Source organism: Rhizobium sp. SRI_017, assembly GCF_057586295.1.
Map to the genome: position 1 here is coordinate 248,024 of NZ_JBYCZP010000005.1, position 17,529 is coordinate 265,552.

The following is a 17,529-nucleotide window of genomic DNA, read 5'->3' on the forward strand; positions in this document are numbered from 1 at the left end:
CCCGACTTTCTCAGGTGCTTCATGCTCACAAAAAAAGGAAAATACGGGCTCAAGGCCCTGATTGCGCTTGCGCGTCTGCCTCCGGGTGAGACCGCATTCAGTGGTGAGATCGCGCTTGCCAACCAGATCCCGAAGAAATTCCTCGACACGATCCTGCTCGAACTTCGCAATGCCGGCATCGTGCGCTCGCGCAAAGGTCCGACGGGTGGCTATTCCTTGTCGCGACCGGCGTCCGAAGTGCGCATCGGCCATGCCATCCGCGTGATCGATGGGCCGCTTGCGCCGATCCGCTGTGCGAGCCGCACGGCGTATGAGGCATGCGAGGATTGCGCTGATCCCGCGACCTGTCTCGTGCGCAAGGCGATGACCCAGGTGCGCGATGCAATGTCGGAGATACTCGACAAGTTGACGCTCGAGCAGCTGGTTTCCGGTGGCTACGCCGATCTCGATGTCGATCTCGACATGGATCTGCCCAAAGTCGCGACCTGAACGCGGCCTCGCCGCATATCTGTAAATGAACAGAAGGCCGCGATCGTTTCGCGGCCTTCTGTTTTGGATCGGTGCCCGGCGGGCAAAGCTTGGTATCCCTAAAGCCGCGCCACGTGGCCATAGCCGCCATTGTGATAGACCAGCGATTCACCCTCGCCACTCAATACCGCGACCGCGCGGCCAAGAATGATCGCATGGCTGTGGCGCTCGATGATCTCCTCGACTTCACAGTCGATGGCTGCAAGCGCATTGGCGAGAACCGGCGCCCCGCTGACGAGCGTCGTCCATTCTGCGCCTTCGTACCGCGCCGAGCCCTTCACGCCGCCGATGCCGGCAAAGCGATTGGCAATTTCCTGTTGCCCGACCGCAAGAATATTGACGCAGTAGTGCCCATGGCGCTCGATCGCCGGCCAGGTCGACGAACTCTTGTTGATGTTGACGATCATCGTCGGCGGATCCATCGAAAGCCCGGTCGCCGACGTGACTGTCGCGCCGGTCCTGTCCTCGCCTCGCCCGGCGGTGATGACGGACACGCCGCCTCCCAGCGAGCGCAGTGCACGCTTGACGGTCGCGACATCAGCGTGCGTTCCAGGGATGTTGGTGCCCGACAAGTGGAGGGCGTGGGCAATGTTCATTTCCGGATTCCTTCTCGGCATCGTTGTCTCGCTGATCGACGATAGGTGTTAAATCCATATTGTCAATAATTTTTATAGACAATATGCGATGACTATTGGATCAGACGACCGCGCGTATTGCAGATCCTTGATTAGGGCCATGGCGACCGGACGGCGATGGGCCGAGGCCGCTGAAAGGGGAATCTCCCTTTGGGCAAAAATTAGGAATGAATATCTGTTGCTTTTAATATCTATATTTTTTATAGAATATACGAACTCGTGGCGCCTGATGCGTCCGTGGCCCTGATGATTGATTAAAGGGAGTGTCGATCATGATGATGCTGAGCGGATACACACTGGGTTTCTTCTTCCCCAAACAGGTCAAGCATATCGCGGCGAATCCGCCGAAGGCACCGTCCGTCAGGGAATCCGTACGGGGCGAGACAGAGCGGACTGACGCCCGTCCTGTTCTCACCAGCGACGGCGGCGAAGTGCCCGCCTCCTTCTATTTCTACCGCTATTTCTGAATTGACCCTTTCGCCCCGTTGGCAACCGGATCTCGCCCCCGTCGAGGTCCGGTTCTTTTTTGCGGGTATGACGTTGTGCGCTGACGCGCTGCAGATAGGCGATATTTTCGAAGGTTGGATGTCCGACGGAGGTTCCTGAGGAAGTCGAGGACCAAGCGGTCTTCTGGTGAACACATTGCCGAAAGCAGTTCAACAATCGAAGCTACTTTGGGTTATGGTCTCAAGCGTGCGGGTAAATCCCCGAGACCTTCTACCCTCGACGCCTGCTCGACCGCGCGCCGCATTGCGTGAATCCCATCTCAATCCAATCGCCAACCAAAGCTGAAGCCCTGGGAGTAGTCTCCGCATGAAATTGCGGTTCGTCTCGGTCAGGTAGCCTCAGCGGCCCCTCCGGAGGTCTCATGGACGACAAGTTTGCCGAGCGAATAGATGCACTATCCGATCGTGTTCTGAAAAGGGAACAGGCCGCGAAGCGGGCGGCGGAAAGGGTTATCGAGGAAGAGCAACGAAAGGCCGAGAACTGGCGGATCGGGCGTGAGCAATGGTCCCGCCTCGTGATCATGGTCGGAGATGTCTGCACGCATGTCAATCAACGGCTCAAGCCGGGATCTGGCGAGTTGCGTTGGCAGGACGGTCCTTTTGACCCGAAGGATCCCAATGCGCCGCTGCTCTGCAAAGTGGTGGTGATTGAAAAGGGGCAAGCGACAGATTTCGTCGCAGACTTTGCGATGCAGGGGCCTGCGCGAGTTAACGTCACCGGCTCCGGGCAGCGGCGCGAGCAGGATAAGATCGATCTGTCCAAACTCGACATGGCACAGATAGAGACCATGCTGGGCAACCTGTACGAGGCTTTCGCAGACGCGTGAGCGACTACGCAGAATGGAAGCCGGGGAGAACGAAAGATATTCAACAGTATCCGCCAGAAACGGCCATTTCGGGTCTTGATGGGAGCAGATATTCATCGGCTGCCGATTGCGGCGGCCCGCGTCGAGGACCCCGTTCTGAGCTGGACTGCAGTCGATAGCGGCAAACCTGACCGGACAGATATTTTCTCAGAGGCGGACCGCGATTGGGTGAAGGCAACGATGCTGAAAGCGCTCGCGGACATCACGCCTCACGACTTTTCCGGCCCCCCTGGAGGGATCTCCACCGCTGGCGTTTTGCCAATGTCGACTGGGCGGTTGGGAAGCCATATCTGTTCGATTCCGACGCTGGCCTCGCGGCCTGTGGCGACTGGTGCCTCGGCAACCGGGTCGAAGCAGCATTGGGAAGCGGCCGAAGCCTGGGGCAGGCGATCAGGGCATGGATTGCGACTGGATCTGGCCGGAAAACACGTTGAAGCAATGGATCATGGTTTGGGGCCGGCTGGCTGTGGGAGGCCTGAAACCGTGAAGATATTGGCGATTTGTTTGCCCAAATTCCCTTCCGCTGCACTCGGTCATATATCGCAGCACACGGCAAGTCGGTGGAAGGTCACGACCATTCTGTCACTGCACAGCGAAACGCCTCGATCAAACGCGCGGCATTGTGAGGGCTTGCTTTGAGCCTCCCTTTCTCGATCTCTAATGCCACTTCCACGACACGCTTGTTCACAGGCGCGTCGTGCCCATGTTCCCTGAGCTTGTCGACGACCCAGCCGTTGACTTCCCGAACCTCGGCCCGTCGGCCTTTCCGCCAATCCTGCAGTGAGGTCGTCAGCGTGTCGGGCTGCGAGAATGTCGTCAGCACCTCTTCGAAAATCTGGTCGACATAGCGTTCGTGGTGGTTCGCCGTCATCGGTGGCATGCCGATGATCGGGACGATTTTGGCACCGTCGGCCAGAGCTGCATTCATCGCCTCGTAGCCGGCCGCGCGCATGACTTCGAGCATGCCTGGCCATCGTGCGGCATCGCCGAGCGGCATATCGAGGATCGCCGAAGGGATCAGCTCGGCGGCATTGACCACGAGCTTCATCCATTTCGCCGAGCGGATGTCGTCGGTGACCTCGACCCGGCCGGCATTCCGGAGCAGCCGGGCGACTGCCTCTACGCGGGGCTGCGTGGCCGGATCAAGCGCGCCAAGCGCGAACCACGATGTGTCGCGGTCGTTCTGCCGGTTGGTGATGCCTGGCGTCCACATGTTCGACGCGATCTCGATAACGGCGCCGATGGTGCGCTCGCGGCCGACGATGGATGCGATATCCTCATGGGTCATGCCGTTCTGCAAGCCAACGATCAGGCCGTCAGCTGCGAGACAGGGTTCGATCAGCTGGGTCGCCCACTTCGTGTCATAAGCTTTCACCACCAGCACGACCAAGTCGAAAGGCTCCCGGATCTCGGCAACCTGGCAGAGATGCAGCGCAGGCACCTTGGCGCTTATCGTCCCCGAAGGCAGATTGACGGTTATGCCCCGCTCCCGGATGGCTTCGACATGATCGGGCCATTGTTCGATGAATGTGACATCGAGGCCGGCCAGCGCGAAATCGGCGCCGACGGATGCCCCCTGCGCGCCCGTTCCGAGGAACGCGATGCGCGGGCCTCCCTCTCTCTCCCAAGCCATGGCGAACTCTCCTCTCTCCCGTCCGATTGTCTCGTTTGCACGGAGACCTGCACGAGCAGGCTGGCCTCAGGTGCCATCCGACGCTCGCTGAAAGATTCTCATTTTGGGAAAATTGAGGACCGAGCAGCGCGGTTTTGTTTGGCAGAGTTGAAGCCTGACAGAACCGCCCCCGGGAGAGGGTGTGGGAGGAATCGAGACAATCATGGCAGATTCAAAAGCGGGCGCGCCATCGGGCGAAGCCCTGTCCAATGACGACATAGGGCTTGAAATCCGTCTCGACCTGTTCCGGCTACAGGTTGAGATCCGGGATTGCGAAAAACGGGCCTACGACCTTTTCCTGCAGAACCTGATTAAGGGGACCAGCCACCTGTCACTCGGGCAGGAGGCGATCGCGGCGGCTTTTGGCGCGGCGATGCAGCCGGGCGACAAGTCCTTCTGCACCTATCGCGGCCATGCCCATACGCTGGCCCGCGGCGTCGGCATGGAGAAAATTCTCGGTGAGCTGATGCTGCGCGATATCGGGCTGATGCGCGGCAAGGGCGGCTCCATGCACCTGACCTCCGTCGAACATGGCGTGATGGGCTCCTATGCAATCATCGGCGCGCATCTGCCGATCGCCTGCGGTTCGGCCTGGCGGGCACAATATCTCGGCGATCCCGAGGTCGCCGTCTGCTTTTTCGGCGACGGCACGACCAATATCGGCGCCTTCCATGAAGCCCTGAATTTCGCCGTCATCTGGAAGCTGCCGATCGTCTTCGTCTGCGAGAACAATCTCTACATGGAGTATACGCCGATCGGCGAGGTGACGGCGGTGGAGCACCCCGCAGGCGACCGCGCCTCGGCCTACGGACTGGAGCGGATCATCGTCGACGGCAACGACGCCGACGTGGTCTATCGCACCGCGCGCGAGGCTCTCGAGAAGGCGCGGCGCGGTGATGGTCCTTCGCTGATCGAATGCCTGACCTACCGTCATTCCGGCCATTCCCGGGCTGACCCGGCGAAGTACCGGCCGGAGGGTGAGCTCGATCGCTGGCTGGAGCGCGATCCGGTGAAGATCTACCGCCAGAGAATGCTCGATTTCGGGATATCGCCCGACGAGATTACCGCGATCGAGGCCCGGAGCAGGCAGAAGGTCGAAGACGCGACAGCCCTTTGTAAAGCCTCGCCGCCGGCACCTGAAACATTGCTGACGGCGGATGTGTATGACGATGGAGGCTGGGCATGGCGGAACTGACCTATCGCGACGCAGTTGCGCGCGCCATCGCGCAGGAAATGCGTCGCGACGAGCGCGTCGTCTTCCTCGGAGAGGATATCGCCAAGGCCGGCGGCGTGTTCAAGGCTACCGTCGGACTCTATGAGGAGTTCGGGCCGCGCCGGGTGCGTGACACGCCGATCTCGGAGCAGGCCATCCTCGGCGCCGCGATGGGCGCGGCGATGACCGGGCTTCGTCCCATCGCCGAAATCATGTTCTCGGATTTCATGGCCGTCTGTTTCGACTATGTTGCCAATGAATTCCCCAAGACGCGCTACATGACCAATGGCCAGCTCTCCGTGCCGCTGGTGGTGCGGACCGGCAATGGTGGCGGCGTGCGTTTCGGCGCGCAGCATTCGCAGTCGATCGAGAACTGGTCGATGATGATCCCCGGCCTCAAGGTCGTAGCGCCGTCGTCGCCGATCGACGTGATCGGCCTGATGGCCGCCTCCGTCCGCGACAACAATCCCGTGATCTTCCACGAGCACAAGGCGCTTTATGCCGTGAAGGGCGAAGTGCCCGACGGCGAGATCATCGACACGCTCGGCACAGCCAAGGTCCTGCGGCCCGGCAAGGACTGCACCATCATCGCGCTCGCTATGATGGTGCACCGAGCGATGGATGCTGCGCAACGACTGGCCGACGAGCATGGCATCGACGCTGAGGTGATCGATGTGCGCTGCCTCGTTCCGCTCGATACACAGACGATCCTGGGGTCGGTCGTCAAGACCGGGCGGCTGTTCACCGTCGAGGAAAATCCCCGGCTTTGCGGCTGGGGGGCGGAGATTGTCTCCATCGTCGCCGACGAGGTGTTCTGGGATCTCGATGGTCCCTGCGTGCGGATCACGACGCCGCACATCCCGCTGCCCGCCGCCGACCATCTCGAGGACATGGCACTTCCGAATGTCGACCGGATCGTCGAACGCGTCAGCCGCGTCATGAACGGAGGCTGAGATGGGCGCGGACATCATCATGCCGCAGCTCGGCGAGACAGTCGCCGAAGGCAAGATCTTGAGCTGGTTCAAGAAGGTCGGCGATTCCGTGAACGCCGGCGACCGGTTGTTCGAGGTCGAGACCGACAAGGTCACGATCGACGTCGAGGCCATCGAGGCCGGCACGCTCACTGAAATCCGGGTCGGCGACGGTGCGACTGCTCCGGTGGGCGCGGTGGTCGCGGTGCTTGGTGGTGCAGCAGCCAATGCGCCGGCCGCGTCGGTCGTTGAGACTGTACCGGCCGCGAAAGCTGCTACACCGGTATCAGCTCTCTCCGTGCTAGAGGAAGTGCGAACGGCGCGTGGCCTGTTCGGCAAGGCGGTGCAGGACGGCATCCGCGTCACGCCTTTGGCCCGCCGGCTGGCCGCCGAACAGGGCATCGATCTCAAGGGTATCGTCGCCGAAGGCAAGATGAGCGGCCTCGGCCGGATTTCCGAGAAGGAGGTCCGCGCCTATGCCGCCCGGCAGCCGGCTGCGCGTGATGTGCCGCAGCCTCAGGCAATCTCGGCTGGGGCATCCGCGCCCTCGATCAGCCTGAACATCGGGCCGCGCGACGAGGTCATCGCCTTTTCCACGATCCGCCAGAAGACCGCCGACCGGCTGGCCGAAAACTGGCGGACGATCCCGCATGTCTTCCAGGCGACGGAGGTGGATTTCACCGCGATCGATACCGTGCGCAAGGCGCGCAAGAACGGCTTCAAGTCCGAGCACGGGCTTTCGCTGACCTTCCTGCCCTTCATCACACGCGCGGTCTCGATCGTGCTCAAGGAATTCCCCGACATCAATGCCCGCACCGACGGCACGCGTCTTGTCAGAAGCAGGGACGTCAATATCGGCATCGCGGTCGATCTCGACCACAAGGGCCTCGTCGTGCCGGTGCTCAGGTATGCGGACGAGCTGACTGTGGCGGGCATTGCCAAGGGCATCGGCCGGCTGGTCGAGAAGGCGAGGGGCGGCAAGCTCGGGGCCGACGACATGGGAGGCGGCACCTATTCGATTACCAATAATGGTGCCTTCGGCACCCAGTTCACCTCGCCGATCATCAATGCGCCCCAAGTTGCCATTCTGTCGACCGACGCGATCCGGCTTCGGCCCGGCATCGTCTCGACGCCGGCGGGCGTTTTCATCGCGCCGAGGATGCTCGGCATGGTCGGGCAGAGCTTCGATCACCGCGCCTTCGACGGCGCCTATTCAGCGGCCTTCCTGTCCCGGCTGAAGGCGGTGCTGGAGACGCGGGCCTGGGATCAGGAATTCGCATGAGACGTCAGTTTCGTCGATCGTGAGCGGCGCGGCGGCAAGTTTGGAGTGGAGGAAACAGTGAAGTACAATAGCCCATATTCGACCGCTGCCTACGGTTCCCAGGCCAAGGACTGGGAGCAGGGGATCGATTATCACCGCCTCTCCAAGGAGCGCCTGCGCCGCGCGCAGGAAGCGATCAAGTTTGCCGGTCTCGGCGGCGTGCTCTGCTTCAACTTCGACAATATCCGCTATGTGACGGCGACCCATATCGGCGAATGGGCGCGCGACAAGTTTTTCCGCTACGCGCTCTGCCCGGCCGAAGGTTCGCCGTTCCTCTGGGACCCGGCGCCGCCGGCCAAGCGCATCTCGTCGCCCTGGATCGCCGACAATGTCGCGGCCCCGATCACGACCATGCAGGGCGCGATCCCGCCCGGCATGAATGTTGCGCGCGACTTCGCCCGGCAGATCAAGAAGTCGCTGGTGCATTACGGCATCGACAAAGAGCCGCTCGGCATCGACATCATGGAACTCGGCATGATCCGGGCGCTGGAAGCCGAGGGTATCGAGGTCGTCGATGGCCAGCAAGCGCTGCTCGATGCACGCGAGATCAAGACCGGCGACGAAATCGAGTTGCTGAAAATGGCCGCGGCCATGGTTGACGCGACCTATGTCGACATCGCCCGCGCCATCCGCCCCGGCACCAGGGAGAACGAACTGGTCGCCATCGCCAATGACCGGCTGTTCCGCATGGGCTCGGAACGGGTCGAATGCGTGAATTCGGTCTCGGGCCGGCGGGGCCGGCCGCATTCGCATACTTTCTCCGACCGCATGATCCAGCCGGGTGACATGGTGTTCCTCGACATCATGCATTCCTTCAACGGCTACCGGACCTGTTACTACCGCACCTTCATCTGCGGCGAGCCGAACAAGCACCAGATCGATGCCTATGAGACGGCGTCGAAGTGGATCAGCGCCTCGATCGACATGATCAAGCCCGGCGTCACGCCTGACGAGGTCGCCGCCGTCTGGCCGGATGCGCATGAATTCGGCTATCGCGACGAGGAAGAGGCGTTTCTCCTGCAATATGGCCACGGCGTCGGCCTCTCGCTCTGGGAACGGCCGATCTTCTCCAAGCGCTTCCGCGGGCAGAACACATCGCTGAAGGAAGGCATGGTCTTTGCGCTCGAAACCTGGAAGGGTGCCGAGGACGGCTCCGGCGCCGCCCGCATCGAGGAAGAGGTCGTCGTCACCAAGGACGGTTGCGAGATCATCACCAACTTCCCCTCCGACCGCCTGATCTCCTGCGGCTTGCCGGGTTGCGAGGTTTTCTGATGACTCGTCGGCGGAGAGGCTAGATGGAAGGCCCCGGCAGGGCTGCCGTCCGGCTGCCCGTGACGCTGGTCACGGGCTTCCTCGGCAGCGGCAAGACGACGATGATCAATGCGGCGCTCAAGGCACCGGAATTGAGCAACACGGTTGTCGTAGTCAATGAGTTCGGCGAGGTCGGCCTGGACCATTCGCTGGTGGCCAATTCCAACGACGCCGTGATCGTTCTCGAGAATGGCTGCCTGTGCTGCACCGTGCGCAGCGATCTGGTCACCACCCTCAACGAACTCTACCAATCCCGCCTGGCTGGACGCATCGCCGCCTTCGACCATGTCGTGATCGAAACCTCGGGGCTCGCGGAGCCCGGTCCGGTGCTGCAGGCCTTCCTGTCCGAACCGACACTCGACGGCCTCTATCGCGTCTCCGGCGTCCTTACCCTCGTCGATGCCGTGAATTGGCAGCAGACGCGCCTGAATCACGACGAGGCCACGCGGCAAGCGGCTCTCGCCGACACGATCCGGATCACCAAGCTCGACCTGGCCGGAGCCGGCATTGCCAATGATCTTCCGGCGGAACTGGCCCATCTCAATCCCGCCGCCGATATAAGGGCGATGAGCTGGGAGACGGCTGACATCGTCGCCCTGCTGACGGCCGACGGCTTCGATGCGGCCGATCCTCGTGCCGACCCACGGCCGTGGCTGTCGCTGTCGCGCTACCAGGCGACGGAAGTCCACAATCATCATCTTTACGGCCGGGAGATCGAATCCTTCGTGCTTCTGCGCGAGGAGCCGGTGTCGCGGGCCGAATTGCAGTTCCTGCTCGATGGCATTTCGCAGAATCTCGGACCCGGCCTGCTCAGGGTGAAAGGGCTGGTCAACGTCGCGGAGGAGCCCGGACGCCCCGCTGTCATTCAGGGTGCCCAGCACCTGCTGCATACCATGACCTGGCTCGACCGCTGGCCGGACGGTGACGAGCGGACGAGGGTCGTGTTCATCACCCAGGGCATCGCGCGCGACAGTCTCCGCGATGTCGTCGAACTGCTCGACCGCATGAGCACGCGGACGTTCAAGGCGCGCGAAAGAGCCCGCGTCCTGCGCGACCAGAGGTGACGACCGAAATCAGTAGTAACCCGCCTCACGCATCGCCCTGTCGATCCGGTTCTGCGCGCGCCCGAGTGCCGTGGCGTCGTCGATCTCGCCCATCAGCGCGGCATAGATTTCCTCGCCGAGAATTTCCTCGATATGATGATATTCCGGGATTGGTGGCCTCTGCCAGTTCTGCAGCTTGTTCTTCTTGGCCAGACGGTCGACGAACCGGACGATCGGCGTCGAGGCGGCGGCCTCCGGGTCGGCGCTGACCGAGAAGCGCGGCGCGACCGGAAAACCGTTCTTGACATATTCCTTCATCGCCGAGGGCGAAGCCATCCAGGAAATGGCGTCGAAGGCGAGATTGGCGCGCTCTGGGGGCAGCGATTGCGGCACCATCAGCAGGAAGCCGCCGATCGGGCTGACGCTGGCGCCGCCCGGGCCATGAGGATGGGCGAGATATTCGACCTTGCGCTTGACCACGGAGCGGATGTCATACTCGAAACGGGCAGCCCGCATGGTCCAAGTATAGGCCATGGCGGCATGGCCGGTCATGAAATATTCGAGCCCCCGGTTCCAGTCGATCGTCATGATGTCGGGCGGCGAGATCGACAGCAGGCGGTGCATGAAATCCAGCGTCTTTCGACCGGCATCGCTGTCGACGCGAGGGCGCATCTGTTCGCCGCACAACAGCGAATAGTCCATGTAGAGTCGTGTCGTCGGCAGGTTGATCACGGCACTGCCGCAGCAGGCCATGAAGAACATGAAGGAATGGGCGACGGGCATGCCCTGCGCCGCGTTCCAGACCACGCCGTGCAGGCCGCGGTTCGGCTGGTGCAACTGCTTGCCGACTTCGATGACCCGGTCGAAACTCAGCGGCGCCGGCAATTTGTAGGCCTCGCAGAGATCCTTGCGAATGGCGAGTGTCTCGACCGTGCAATAGATTGGGACGCCATACTGGATCTTGCTCCAGGAGCCGGTCGCCCAGATGTTCGGATGGAAGTCGAGCGGATTGATGCCGCTCTTTTCCAGGAACTGAGTCAGCGGCTGACCGACGTCCCGCTTCACCGCCTCGCCGAGCCAGGGCATGTTGACGGCGATGACGTCATATTTACTGGCTTTTCGGCGGGCGTTTTCGAAGACTTCGTCGCGCAGTGCCCGTAGTGGCAGAAGCGTGAAATTCTTGCGCGACGAAAGCTTGGCGCGGAAGTCCGACCACATGTCCCGCATCGAGGCGAAATAGTTGTCATCATGCAGGAGGAATTTCAGGTCCTGCCCCGCGTCCTGCCTGGACTCCATAATCTCCAGGGGCGGAATGATCTGGCCCGCCAGGTAGGAGCCCCCGAAATAGTAGTCCTCGTCGTCGTCATTGCCTGACTTCAAACCGAATGTCTCGGCCAGCAGCGCCTTCACTTTGCGGGCATATTCCTTGAAATTCTCGATCATCTTCAAACTGGGAACAACATAGAATGTCTTCGAGCCCGGGCCGCGCTCCTGCTGTTCCACCTCACCCTGTTCGATCAACTTGTGAATGCGCCGCATGGCGCTGGCGAAGGGAACCTCGGCGGATTGGGCGAGCGACGACATCGTCACGGGTTGGCCGCGCAGATAGCTGCGCATCAAGAATATGATCATGTTCCAGTTCTGGTCGGGTTCGGCCATCGGCAGAAGCTGGTCATAGGGTTTGCGCATCCGCTCCAGGAAGCTGATGATCCGCAAGAGCTCATATTCCGTCATTCATTCCGGCCTCCCAACCGGGCTTCATGATGTCACCCTGACCGGGGGAAGCAAGGCGGAAGTGGAATCCCTGCCATCGACCGCGATCCCGCTGGCGCCGCTGCCGCGGAGGCGTTTGGCCGAGTTGCACTGAAAATGGTCATCCGGCCGTTGCACCAGGCGCGGTCGGGGCATCGACCAGTTCGAAGAAGCGGACGTCGATATCGTCCTGAAGCAGTTCCCCGCGATGCTGCCAGAACCACTGGAATTCCGGCAATGCGCCATTCACGTCGAAATCGGTCTTGCTCGACCATTGCTCGTAGAGCATCAGGCAGCAGGCATCGATCGGGTCGGCGTGAAGATGCATGGCGAGGCAGCCGGGGCTTTCGAGACTCGGAGCGAGGAAGCCCTGCAAAGCATCGATGGTCTGAGCGAGCCGTTCAGGCCGCACCCGGAGGAATGTAAGCACTCCAATCATCAAAGCCTCCCTTCTTTGATGGAACGCATCCTAGGCCAGCACCACTATAACGGCGCACGAGAGATTCTCAAAATGAGAAACTTCCGGCGACGAACAGCCGAGGGATGATCTAAATCTTGATGGGAGATCGCGGGAGGAAGAAGATGGACGCGAGCACTGTTCGCAGCGTGGGATGGATCGGGTTGGGCAAGATGGGTTTGCCGATCTGCCGTCGCCTGACAGAGGCCGGCTTCGAACTGACGAGTTTCGCGCGCAACGATGCCAGTGCGGCCAAGGCCGAGGCACAAGGCTTTTCCCATTGCCGCAGCCTGGAGGACCTCAGATCCGCCGATGTCATCATTTCCGCCGTGCCTGATGACGCTGCCCTTCTGGGACTCATGACGCCGGGCTTTCTGGCGTCGCTCCGGGCCAGCCAGGTCTTCGTCGATATCTCGACCGTCTCGCCGTCGGCCTCCGCAGATGTCGCCGGCAGACTGGTGCCCACTGGGATAGACTATCTCCGCGCGCCCGTATCCGGCTCGACGACGCATGCCGCGTCCGGCCAGTTGACGGTCATGGCGTCCGGGCTGCGCGCCGCGTTCGACCGGCTGCAGCCGTTGATGTCGGCCTTTTCCGCCAGGCAGATCTATCTCGGGACGGAAGAACAGTCGCGCTATCTCAAGCTCGCGATCAACTCGATCCTCGCCGCCAATGCGGTGCTGGTGGCCGAGGCGCTGGCGATCGGGGAAGCGGGCGGCCTGACGCGGACCGACATGCTCGAGGTCATGACCCAGAGCGCGATCGCCACCCCGCTGCTCAGCTACAAGAAGGCCCTGCTGATCAAGGGTGAGTATCCGGCTGCCTTTTCAGTCAGCCAGATCATGAAGGATCTCGATCTCGCGCTCGGCACAGCCCGCGCCGATCATATTCCGGTCCCGGTCAATTCAGCCGTCAGGCAGTGTTTCGAACGTGCCTATGCAGACGGTCTGGGCGAGGCGGATTTTTTCGCGCTTGCAGGTGCCTCGAAAATCTAGAGTCCCGCTATCCCGCAGACATGTTCGGCGATGGCCAGCGATGACGTAAGGCCCGGGCTTTCGATGCCGAAGAGCTGAACCAGCCGTGGCATTCCATGCATCTCGGGACCGGCAATGAGAAAGTCCGCGTCGGGCTGTCCCTGAGCCGCGAGCTTTGGCCGGACGCCGCAATAGGCGGGATTGAGTTCCCGCTCCGCCACGCCACGCCAATAGTGGCTGATGGCCTGCTTGAAATATTCGCGCCGATGGTCGTTGAGGCTGTAATCGACCGTGTCGACCCATTCGACATCCGGCCCGAAGCGCATGGCGCCATCGATATCGAGCGTCAGGTGGATGCCGAGGCCGCCGGGCTCGGGCAGGGGATAGACGAGATGGCGAAAGGCCGCCTTGCCGCTCGCCTGATAATAGCTGCCCCGGACAAAGCGGGTTTCAGGCGCCCGCCAGTGGGTTTGCGCATCGATCCGGCCGGCAAGTTCGGTGGCCCTCAGGCCGGCCGCATTGATGAAGGCCGAGCAGTTCATCAGATAGCGTTCACCATGGGCATCGGAGGTCTCAACAACATAGCCTCCCGGTCCGGCCCGCACGGACGAGATTTCGGTCTGATAGGCGATCGATCCGCCTCTCGCCTCGATATCCGCGATGAGTGCGCGCATATAGGCCCGGCTCTCGAATATCCCGGTGCCCGGCGATGACAGGCCACCGGCGCAGGCCAGTTCCGGCTCCATTTCGACAATGGCGCTTCGACCGAGGGTTCTGAGCGATGTGACGCCATTGGCGCGGGCATTGGCCTCGATATCGGCCAGCCTTCCCAGCTGCTCGGGCGCGGTGGCGACGATCAGCTTGCCGCAGATCCGGTGCGGCACGTCATTGGCCGCGAGGTAATCCAGCAACATCTCCCGTCCGCCGCGGCACAAGCGCGCCTTCAGGCTGTCGGGCGGATAGTAGATGCCGGCATGGATGACCTCGGAATTGCGGCCGCTTGTTTCCAGTCCGAAGTCGTGATTGTGCTCGACGACGAGCACGTCATAGCCTCGGAACGCGAATGCACGCGCCACCGCGAGGCCGATGGCCCCGGCACCTGCAATTATGCACTCGACCTTATCCAACCGTTTGGCCTCTCGGACAGTTCGCGGGCGACTGGTTAGTCGGCAGACGCCGATATCAGGCCGCGCTGTCCTTTGCGCGCCACAGACGATGCGGCGACGTCTTTTCATAGCCGAGCTTGTCGAAGCTGGCGACCTCCAGGATCAGGCCCCAGGGCGCTCGGAAATAGATCCAGTTGAAGCCGGCGAGCGGGCCGTCCTCCACGAGATTGGGTCCGTCGAGCATGTCTACGCCCAGGGCGCGCAGCCGTTCGGCGGAGGCATGGACGTCGTCCACCTCGAAGCAGAGATGCATGCCGCCCACCTCGGATGAACGCTTGGGCACCGAACCGTCGTCGCCGCTATATTCGAAGAGCTCGACGCTCGGACCCTCGCCGGCGCGCAGGAAGACGAGATCACGGATCCTGGAATCGGCCGAGGCTCCGAGCTTGTTCTTCATGAAGTCCCTATCGACGTCGAAGGGACCGGTCCGGAAAACCTCGACAACGCCGAACACGGCTTTGAAGAACGCGATGCCTTCTTCGATGTTGGGCACTGTGATGCCGATATGGTGCATGCCGAAGACCTTGCCGGCCATTTGATCCTCCACATTACGACGCGGGTCTGAAGCCCTGAAATATTGATCCTTGCCCTAATGGGCCGCGCGCCGGCGCAAGGCCGAATAGGCCAGCGCGGAAACGACGATCAGGATGCCCTGGAACAGATATTGGTACGTCTGGGTGAGCCCGAGGAAGGTGACGGCGTTTAGGACTTCGGTGAGCAGGACGGCGCCGAGCACCGTTCCAATGAACGTCCCGCGTCCGCCGGTGAGGCTGGTGCCGCCGAGCACGACGGCGGTGATGCTTGCCAGCGTGTAATTGACGCCCTGGCGCGGATCGCCCACGCCGATCTGCGTCATCAGCATGATCGCGCCCAGCGCGGTCAGCAGCGAGCAGGCGACATAGCCGAGGACGAAGGTGAGATCGATGCGTACACCCGTCCTGCGGGCCGCTTCCTCGTCCGAGCCGACAGCGCGCAAGCGCCATCCGGCCTTCGTCCGTCGCAGGACATATTCGGCGCAGAGCGCGATGACGACGAGAACCAGGAAGGCGACGGGGAAAGGGCCCCACTGCCAGTTGATCCAGTCGGTGACGGGATAGCTGATATAGCCGTCCGGATTGTCACGCAGCAGGAAGCTGAAGCCCTGGATCGCGATATACATGGCGAGCGTGGCAGCGATCGGCGTGAAGTTTGCAAAGCGTATCAGGAAGCCGTTAACAGCGCCGATGAACAATGCCCCGGCGAAGATCAGCACAAATCCGACCAGCATCACAGCGCCCGACTTGTCGTCGTTGATGAAGAAGGACGCGACCACGACGAGGAAACCCGCCAGCGGACCGACCGAGAGATCGATGCCGCCCATCAGGAGGGCAATCGTCTGCCCGAGCGCGATGAAGCCAAGTGCGGTCGCAAGGAGCAGTATGTTGTAGATATTGTAGACCGACAGGAAATTTTCGTTCTGGCCGTAGACATAGAGCCCGAGCAGGATGGTGACGAGTGCCAGCGGAACCGCAGGCGCATTGTCGGATTGCAGGAAATGCCTCAGCCCCTTTGCCTGCGACGTCTCGGCCTTCGCGACGCCATCGCCCCCATGGGTCTCGGCGCGAACGGCTGCGGCCACGATCCTCTCTTCCGTGACGTCGTCGCCAACAAGCGTTTCGACCACGTGTCCCCGCGACAGGACGATGACCTTGTCGCAGAGCCCCTGGAGCTCGACGGCATCAGAGGAATTGACGATGACGGGCGTACCGGCATCGGAGACGTCGCGCAGGATGCGGTAGATCTCGAAGCGCGCGCCGACATCGACGCCCTGCGTCGGCTCGTCTGCGATGATCAGGCCGGGTTCGGAGAGTAGCGCGCGCGACATCACGACCTTCTGCTGGTTGCCGCCCGACAGCGACAGAATCGGCGCCTCCATGCCCGGCGCCTTGACCGCCAGTTCGCCGAAGATCGAGCTTACCTTGTCCAGTTCCCTGGCCCGGCTCATGATGCCGCCGGTGGCGAATTTTTCCAGCGACGCGAAAGTCGCGTTTTCGCGCACGGTCAGACCGCTCGCGACGCCTTCGAGATGGCGGTCAGAGGGCATGAAGGCGGCCTCATCGAGCAGCTCGCGCTGGCTGATCGCCCGGCCCTGGAGACTGATCGTGCCTTCGGCAGACTGCAGCCCAGCCAGCACGCGCATCAGTTCCGACTGTCCATTACCGGCGACCCCGGCGACGCCGACGATCTGGCCGCGCGACACATCGAAACTGACATTGGTGATGCCCTTGCCGGTCAAGCCAGCGACGGCGAAACCGATCGCGCCCGCCGCGCTCTGGGATTTGGGCGGGAAGGCAGCCTCCAGCGTGCGGCCGACGATGAGGCCGACGAGATCGGCATCGCTGATGTCGCTGACCAGCGACGCGCCGCGAACACGCCCGTCGCGCAAGACGGTCACGCGATGCGCGATCTGGCGGACCTCGGCAAGACGATGGGTGATGTAGATGACCGAGGTGCCCGATTTCACGACCTGGCGGATACGGCCGAACAGCATGTCGGTCGCCTCCTGGTCGAGCGAGGCGGTCGGTTCGTCGAGAATGAGGACCTTGGGCTTGAGCGCCAGCGCCTTGGCGATTTCGAGGAGATGCTTCTGCGCCACGGTCAGCCCTTCGGCGCGCATGCGCAGCGGCACTTTCAGCCCGACCGTGTCGAGCATTTCCTGGGCGACCTCCTGTGCGGGCCGGCCGGCGAAGAGGGCCGACGGTAGCGATACGCGGAGATTTTCGAGGACGGAGAGGTCCTCGAGAATGGCGGGATGCTGGAAACAGATGGCGATGCCCAGCGACTTGGCGATGTCGGGCGTCATCTGCGCGATAGGCTTATCCTCGAAGCTGATTTCGCCTTCGCTCGCCTGATACGTGCCTGAGATGATGTTCATCAGCGTCGACTTGCCGGCGCCGTTCTCGCCGAGAATGGCATGCACCTCGCCCGGATGGAACTCGACGCTGACGTCCCGCAGTGCCGCGACGCCCGAGAAATATTTGCAAATGCCAGCCAGACCGATCGTCACGCGGCAACCGCCCTTCGTGTTCGTCTCGATCGCGCTAACGTCTGGTCTTGCCATATCCCTTGGTCCGT

At 62.1% G+C, this 17,529-nt stretch carries 16 protein-coding genes; 9 read left to right on the plus strand and 7 right to left on the minus strand.

Features of this window, described 5'->3' with window-relative positions; genetic code table 11:
* The first annotated feature begins 21 nt into the window (after positions 1-21).
* On the plus strand, positions 22-489 hold the full coding sequence (locus AC2YI2_RS13880; RefSeq protein ID WP_487387064.1) for an RrF2 family transcriptional regulator: 468 nt from the start codon (positions 22-24) through the stop codon (positions 487-489).
* 98 nt (positions 490-587) lie between these two features.
* Here AC2YI2_RS13880 and AC2YI2_RS13885 read toward each other — a convergent pair whose 3' ends face one another.
* Positions 588-1,124, minus strand: coding sequence for a flavin reductase family protein (locus tag AC2YI2_RS13885; protein ID WP_487387065.1), 537 nt, complete (start codon positions 1,122-1,124; stop codon positions 588-590).
* 311 nt (positions 1,125-1,435) lie between these two features.
* Between AC2YI2_RS13885 and AC2YI2_RS13890 the strand changes: the two genes are divergently transcribed.
* Positions 1,436-1,630, plus strand: coding sequence for a hypothetical protein (locus AC2YI2_RS13890; protein ID WP_487387066.1), 195 nt, complete (start codon positions 1,436-1,438; stop codon positions 1,628-1,630).
* Between the two features lie 401 nt (positions 1,631-2,031).
* Complete coding sequence (locus AC2YI2_RS13895; RefSeq protein WP_487387067.1) at positions 2,032-2,496, plus strand: hypothetical protein; 465 nt, start codon at positions 2,032-2,034, stop codon at positions 2,494-2,496.
* 607 nt (positions 2,497-3,103) lie between these two features.
* Here AC2YI2_RS13895 and AC2YI2_RS13900 read toward each other — a convergent pair.
* Positions 3,104-4,168 carry a ketopantoate reductase family protein gene (locus AC2YI2_RS13900; protein ID WP_487387068.1) on the minus strand — a complete coding sequence of 355 codons (1,065 nt, stop codon included), beginning with the start codon at positions 4,166-4,168 and terminating at the stop codon, positions 3,104-3,106.
* Positions 4,169-4,370: 202 nt separating this feature from the next.
* On the opposite strand from AC2YI2_RS13900, the gene AC2YI2_RS13905 reads away from it, so the two are divergent.
* From AC2YI2_RS13905 to AC2YI2_RS13925, 5 genes are read left to right on the plus strand one after another with little or no spacing between them, the layout of a single operon-like run.
* Positions 4,371-5,402 carry a thiamine pyrophosphate-dependent dehydrogenase E1 component subunit alpha gene (locus tag AC2YI2_RS13905; RefSeq protein WP_487387069.1) on the plus strand — a complete coding sequence of 344 codons (1,032 nt, stop codon included), beginning with the start codon at positions 4,371-4,373 and terminating at the stop codon, positions 5,400-5,402.
* A complete protein-coding gene (locus AC2YI2_RS13910; protein ID WP_487387070.1) occupies positions 5,390-6,373 on the plus strand; it encodes an alpha-ketoacid dehydrogenase subunit beta in 984 nt (327 codons plus the stop codon). The genes AC2YI2_RS13905 and AC2YI2_RS13910 overlap by 13 nt, the downstream gene beginning before the upstream one ends.
* 1 nt (position 6,374) lies before the next feature.
* The gene (locus AC2YI2_RS13915; protein ID WP_487387071.1) at positions 6,375-7,673 is read left to right on the plus strand and encodes a dihydrolipoamide acetyltransferase family protein; all 1,299 of its coding nucleotides are present in this window, start codon (positions 6,375-6,377) and stop codon (positions 7,671-7,673) included.
* A gap of 57 nt (positions 7,674-7,730) precedes the next feature.
* Positions 7,731-8,984 carry a M24 family metallopeptidase gene (locus AC2YI2_RS13920; protein WP_487387072.1) on the plus strand — a complete coding sequence of 418 codons (1,254 nt, stop codon included), beginning with the start codon at positions 7,731-7,733 and terminating at the stop codon, positions 8,982-8,984.
* 23 nt (positions 8,985-9,007) lie between these two features.
* Positions 9,008-10,087 carry a CobW family GTP-binding protein gene (locus AC2YI2_RS13925; protein WP_487387073.1) on the plus strand — a complete coding sequence of 360 codons (1,080 nt, stop codon included), beginning with the start codon at positions 9,008-9,010 and terminating at the stop codon, positions 10,085-10,087.
* A 9-nt stretch (positions 10,088-10,096) separates the two neighbouring features.
* Here AC2YI2_RS13925 and AC2YI2_RS13930 read toward each other — a convergent pair whose 3' ends face one another.
* Positions 10,097-11,800 (minus strand): extracellular solute-binding protein, encoded by a 1,704-nt coding sequence (locus tag AC2YI2_RS13930; protein ID WP_487387074.1) that lies wholly within the window; start codon positions 11,798-11,800, stop codon positions 10,097-10,099.
* A gap of 139 nt (positions 11,801-11,939) precedes the next feature.
* A complete protein-coding gene (locus AC2YI2_RS13935; protein WP_487387075.1) occupies positions 11,940-12,257 on the minus strand; it encodes a putative quinol monooxygenase in 318 nt (105 codons plus the stop codon).
* A 143-nt stretch (positions 12,258-12,400) separates the two neighbouring features.
* Between AC2YI2_RS13935 and AC2YI2_RS13940 the strand changes: the two genes are divergently transcribed.
* Positions 12,401-13,270 (plus strand): NAD(P)-dependent oxidoreductase, encoded by an 870-nt coding sequence (locus AC2YI2_RS13940; RefSeq protein ID WP_487387076.1) that lies wholly within the window; start codon positions 12,401-12,403, stop codon positions 13,268-13,270.
* On the opposite strand, the gene AC2YI2_RS13945 is transcribed toward AC2YI2_RS13940, so the two are convergent.
* From AC2YI2_RS13945 to AC2YI2_RS13955, 3 genes are read right to left on the minus strand one after another with little or no spacing between them, the layout of a single operon-like run.
* Positions 13,267-14,376 (minus strand): NAD(P)/FAD-dependent oxidoreductase, encoded by a 1,110-nt coding sequence (locus AC2YI2_RS13945; RefSeq protein WP_487387077.1) that lies wholly within the window; start codon positions 14,374-14,376, stop codon positions 13,267-13,269. The genes AC2YI2_RS13940 and AC2YI2_RS13945 overlap by 4 nt on opposite strands.
* Before the next feature lie 55 nt (positions 14,377-14,431).
* Positions 14,432-14,950, minus strand: coding sequence for a VOC family protein (locus tag AC2YI2_RS13950; RefSeq protein WP_487387078.1), 519 nt, complete (start codon positions 14,948-14,950; stop codon positions 14,432-14,434).
* A gap of 54 nt (positions 14,951-15,004) precedes the next feature.
* Positions 15,005-17,515, minus strand: a complete 2,511-nt coding sequence (locus AC2YI2_RS13955; RefSeq protein WP_487387079.1) for an ATP-binding cassette domain-containing protein — start codon at positions 17,513-17,515, stop codon at positions 15,005-15,007.
* Positions 17,516-17,529: the final 14 nt, after the last annotated feature.

Coding starts and splice junctions, on each gene's coding strand:
- AC2YI2_RS13880 (WP_487387064.1), top strand. CDS start 22: ATGCTCACAAAAAAAGGAAAATACGGGCTCAAGGCCCTGATTGCGCTT.
- AC2YI2_RS13885 (WP_487387065.1), bottom strand. CDS start 1,124: ATGAACATTGCCCACGCCCTCCACTTGTCGGGCACCAACATCCCTGGA.
- AC2YI2_RS13890 (WP_487387066.1), top strand. CDS start 1,436: ATGATGATGCTGAGCGGATACACACTGGGTTTCTTCTTCCCCAAACAG.
- AC2YI2_RS13895 (WP_487387067.1), top strand. CDS start 2,032: ATGGACGACAAGTTTGCCGAGCGAATAGATGCACTATCCGATCGTGTT.
- AC2YI2_RS13900 (WP_487387068.1), bottom strand. CDS start 4,168: ATGGCTTGGGAGAGAGAGGGAGGCCCGCGCATCGCGTTCCTCGGAACG.
- AC2YI2_RS13905 (WP_487387069.1), top strand. CDS start 4,371: ATGGCAGATTCAAAAGCGGGCGCGCCATCGGGCGAAGCCCTGTCCAAT.
- AC2YI2_RS13910 (WP_487387070.1), top strand. CDS start 5,390: ATGGCGGAACTGACCTATCGCGACGCAGTTGCGCGCGCCATCGCGCAG.
- AC2YI2_RS13915 (WP_487387071.1), top strand. CDS start 6,375: ATGGGCGCGGACATCATCATGCCGCAGCTCGGCGAGACAGTCGCCGAA.
- AC2YI2_RS13925 (WP_487387073.1), top strand. CDS start 9,008: ATGGAAGGCCCCGGCAGGGCTGCCGTCCGGCTGCCCGTGACGCTGGTC.
- AC2YI2_RS13930 (WP_487387074.1), bottom strand. CDS start 11,800: ATGACGGAATATGAGCTCTTGCGGATCATCAGCTTCCTGGAGCGGATG.
- AC2YI2_RS13935 (WP_487387075.1), bottom strand. CDS start 12,257: ATGATTGGAGTGCTTACATTCCTCCGGGTGCGGCCTGAACGGCTCGCT.
- AC2YI2_RS13940 (WP_487387076.1), top strand. CDS start 12,401: ATGGACGCGAGCACTGTTCGCAGCGTGGGATGGATCGGGTTGGGCAAG.
- AC2YI2_RS13950 (WP_487387078.1), bottom strand. CDS start 14,950: ATGGCCGGCAAGGTCTTCGGCATGCACCATATCGGCATCACAGTGCCC.
- AC2YI2_RS13955 (WP_487387079.1), bottom strand. CDS start 17,515: ATGGCAAGACCAGACGTTAGCGCGATCGAGACGAACACGAAGGGCGGT.